Origin of the sequence: Methylobacterium sp. WL18, from assembly GCF_008040015.1 — a bacterium.
GTDB lineage: Bacteria > Pseudomonadota > Alphaproteobacteria > Rhizobiales > Beijerinckiaceae > Methylobacterium > Methylobacterium mesophilicum.
The window spans coordinates 1-3,574 of the sequence record NZ_VRVD01000484.1 but is presented as its reverse complement, the minus strand read 5'-3'; the positions used below and the strand labels follow the sequence as shown (position 1 = coordinate 3,574).

At 70.9% G+C, this 3,574-nt stretch carries 4 protein-coding genes; 1 reads left to right on the top strand and 3 read right to left on the bottom strand.

Annotation, left to right across the window (positions count from 1 at the left end; genetic code table 11):
* The 3 genes from FV228_RS23440 to FV228_RS23430 all read right to left on the bottom strand — a co-directional run.
* Positions 1 to 853 (bottom strand): DUF2252 family protein (locus tag FV228_RS23440; protein ID WP_147856773.1); only part of this gene is annotated, 853 nt, incomplete at its 3' end.
* Positions 854 to 1,232: 379 nt separating this feature from the next.
* A complete protein-coding gene (locus FV228_RS23435; RefSeq protein ID WP_147856772.1) occupies positions 1,233 to 2,606 on the bottom strand; it encodes a PleD family two-component system response regulator in 1,374 nt (457 codons plus the stop codon).
* A 79-nt stretch (positions 2,607 to 2,685) separates the two neighbouring features.
* On the bottom strand, positions 2,686 to 3,057 hold the full coding sequence (locus FV228_RS23430) for a response regulator (protein ID WP_007560977.1): 372 nt from the start codon (positions 3,055 to 3,057) through the stop codon (positions 2,686 to 2,688).
* 80 nt (positions 3,058 to 3,137) lie between these two features.
* Between FV228_RS23430 and FV228_RS23425 the strand changes: the two genes are divergently transcribed.
* Positions 3,138 to 3,434, top strand: coding sequence for a DUF3572 domain-containing protein (locus FV228_RS23425; protein ID WP_147856771.1), 297 nt, complete (start codon positions 3,138 to 3,140; stop codon positions 3,432 to 3,434).
* Positions 3,435 to 3,574 lie beyond the last annotated feature (140 nt).

Here is a 3,574-nt window from a genome sequence, read left to right as displayed (position 1 = left end):
CGCCGGCCACGACCCGGGCGGCGGCGTCGGCCGGCATGTCGGCTCCCGGGGCGGGCGGGGCCAGGTACGGCACCGCCTCCTTGACGTCGAGGAGCGCGAGGTGCGGGCGGGCGCCGCCCACGATCTCCACGAGGCCGGCATAGCGCAGCCGGCCGAGCGAGCTGCAGCCCTTGATCCAGTAGGCGGCGTCGCGCAGCCGGATCTCCGCCCCGGCCTCGGCGCCGCCGAGCGCCAGGACCAGCCGGTGCACCTCCGCGTCGCGGCTCAACGCCTCGAACGCCTCCTGCTCGGCGCCGTCGAGGTCGAAGAACCGGTCGCCGCGGGGCAGCCGCGCGTCCTTGCCCTTGAGCCGCTCCCGGGACAGGTGGCGCCAGCGCCGGCCGAGCGCGCGCCGGCGCGTGGTGGCGACGATGTCGGATTGGGCGATGCCCCGCTCGGCCCCCTCGGGGTCGAGGATGCCGTCCGCGTAGCCCAAAGCCATCGCGTCCATCATCCGGGCGGTGACGAGGCCCGGCAGGGTCGCGTTGAGGGCGGCGGTCACCAGAGACAGGGCCAGCCGGACCAGGTCGAAGGCCGGGTTCGACACCAGGGTCTGGTCGAGGTCGCGGACCTGGATGTCGATCCGCCCGTCGGGGCCGGCGACCGCGCCGAGATTGCCGAGATGCGCGTCGCCGCAGATCCAGACCGGCGGCCCCTCCGGCAGGGTGCCGGCCGGCATGGCGGCGATCAGATCGTAGAAATGCGCCGTGCTGCCCCGGACGTAGGCGTGGGGCGAGGAGGCGATCTTGCACAGGCGGCGCTTCTCCAGCACGCTCGCCTCACGCCCCGACCGGGCCGGCACCTGCATATCCATCCGTCGTCCGTTCCCCTGCCGCGCCCTGTCCGAGAGGTGCGCGAAACGATGTCGGGTGCGCGGTTAGAATGTCATCCTTAGGCGCGGGTGAGCGTTTTGACGCAGCGCGAAGGTGCGCGCCATCTTCGTACGTATCGGGCACCGCGCCCTCTTTCGCCCGCAACGGCTACGGCATCCACACAGCTCTGGATGTAGCTCGGGTCCCCTCTCCCGTGCGGGAGAGGGACAGGGTGAGGGATGCGACCTCTCCGGAAAGTCCTGGTCCCTCACCCCAACCCTCTCCCGCACGGGAGAGGGGGCGCGTCGCGGTTTGCCTAACGCGGCCGAGTGGCATCGTAGCCCACAGAGGGATGAGGAAGCGCGCGGGTCCGCCCGCCCCTCAGGCCGCCTGCTGCTCGACCCGGTTCCGCCCCGCGGCCTTGGCCCGGTACAGGGCGATGTCGGCGCGCTTGAGCATGTCGCCGGGGCCGGTGTCGTCCGGGTGCCGGACCGCGACCCCGATCGAGACCGTCACCGGGATCGTCCGGGTGGCGCGGTGGACCGAGAACGGCATCGCCTCGACCTTCTCGCGGATGCGCTCGGCGATGGCCCGGGCCTCGGCCAGGCCCGCCTCCGGCAGGACCACGACGATCTCCTCGCCGCCGTAGCGGGCGACGGTGTCCACCGGCCGGGTGTGCTGGCGGACGCGCTCGGCGAAGGTGCGCAGCACCTCGTCGCCGGCCTCGTGGCCGTAGCTGTCGTTGATCGCCTTGAACCGGTCGATGTCGAGGATCAGCGCCGCCAGACCCGGGCGCCGGGTGGTCTCGTCGGAGAACAGCGCGCCGAGGTGGTTGTCGAGGTAGCGCCGGTTGTGCAGGCCGGTGAGCGCGTCGGTGATGGCCAGCTGCAGGGAGGCCTGCATGGCGCCCCGGAGGGCGTCCGTGAAGCGCTTGCGCTTCACCTGGGTGCGGACCCGGGCCATCAGCTCGTTGCGGTCCACCGGCCGCATCAGGAAGTCGTGGACGCCGAAATCGAGGCCGCGCACCACTCGGGCGCGGTCGTGCTCCTCGGCCAGCATGATCAGGGGCATCGCCCGGGTGCTGTCGAGCGAGCGGAGCTGGCTGCACAGGCGCAGGCCGTCCGACCCGTCGAGGTCGAGGCTGACCAGGGCGAGGTCGAACACGCCCTCGGCGGCGAGCCGCATCGCCGCCTGCGGATCGGGCTCGATCGTGACCGCGTGGTGCTGGCGCAGGGCCCCGGCCATGCGTTCGGCCGAGCCGGGCCGGTCCTCGACCAGCAGGATCCGGGCGTCGAGGCCGGTCTCCGCGGTGGCGAGCGCCAGGGGATCGCCGATGCCGAACGCGCGGGACGCCAGCGCCCGCTGGCGCAATTCATCGGTGACCGCCTTGAGGCGCACGAGGCTGCGCACCCGGCTGAACAGGGCGGTGTCGTCCACCGGCTTGGTCAGGAAGTCGTCGGCCCCGGCATCGAGCCCGCGCAGGCGGTCCGAGGGCTGGTCGAGGGCCGTCACCATCACCACCGGGATGTGGGCGGTGACCGGGTTGTTCTTGAGGTAGCGGCAGACCTCGAACCCGTCCATGCCGGGCATCATCACGTCGAGCAGGACGATGTCGCAGAGGCCCTTCTCGCAGATCGCGATCGCGTCCGGCCCGTTCATGGCGGCGATCGTGTCGAAATACTCCAGCCCGAGCTTCGTCTCGAGAAGCTTCACGTTCGGGAACAGGTCGTCGACGATCAGGACGCGGGCCGACATGGTTCCTCGCTGACGCGCGGTTGCGCGGTTCCGCCCGGGGCGGTCGGCCGTTCGCCGTTACCGGTGCGCCGCTCCGGCGTCACCGGGGCTCAAGATACGCGCGAACCGTTGCCAAAAACTTCGCGACGGAGATCGGCTTCGACAGATAGGCCTCGCAGCCGCCCTCGCGGATCCGCTCCTCGTCGCCCTTCATGGCGAAGGCCGTGATCGCGATGACCGGAATGCTCTTGAGGTCGTCGTCCTCCTTGAGCCATTTGGTCACCTCGAGGCCGGAGACCTCGGGGAGCTGGATGTCCATGAGGATCAGGTCGGGGTGGTGCGCGCGGGCCAGCTCGATCGCCTCGATGCCGTGGGCGGTCTTCAGGGTCGCGTAGCCGTTCGCCTCCAAGAGGTCGTTGAACAGCTTCATGTTCAGTTCGTTGTCCTCGACGATCAGCACCGTCTTTTTCATGATCCGATGTCCCGGTGCGCGCCGATCATGATTAGCGGGCGGTGAAGCCCCTTGGTGACCTTTGTAGCGATCACATGTTGATGAATGGCAAACCTCTTCAAGGGGCCGAATCTGCGGAACGGCTCGCCCTCGACGTTCTGCTGTGGATCGTCGCGGAGGACGACCGGCTCCTGCCGTTCCTCGCCGCGAGCGGCCTGAGCGCCGACACCCTGCGGGAGAGCGCCCAGGAACCGGCCTTCCTGGCCGGCGTGCTCGACCACGTGATGGGCGACGAGGGCGTGCTGGTGGCCTGCGCGGGCGCGCTGGAGATCAAGCCGGAGCGGATCGCCGCAGCCTGGCGCACGCTGTCGCCGCAGCCGGAGGATGATTGGGCGTAAGGGGACGGCTTGACGCGTCGGGGGTCGAGCAGCGGACGGGCTTTTGGCGGGGAAGCGGCCAGGTTGTCAGGCGCGGGAGGCGCGGCTTCCCTCCCCCCTCTGCGGGGGAGGGTGGCCCCCGAAGGGGGTCGGGAGAGGGG

Coding starts and splice junctions, on each gene's coding strand:
- FV228_RS23425 (WP_147856771.1), top strand. CDS start 3,138: ATGAATGGCAAACCTCTTCAAGGGGCCGAATCTGCGGAACGGCTCGCC.
- FV228_RS23435 (WP_147856772.1), bottom strand. CDS start 2,606: ATGTCGGCCCGCGTCCTGATCGTCGACGACCTGTTCCCGAACGTGAAG.
- FV228_RS23430 (WP_007560977.1), bottom strand. CDS start 3,057: ATGAAAAAGACGGTGCTGATCGTCGAGGACAACGAACTGAACATGAAG.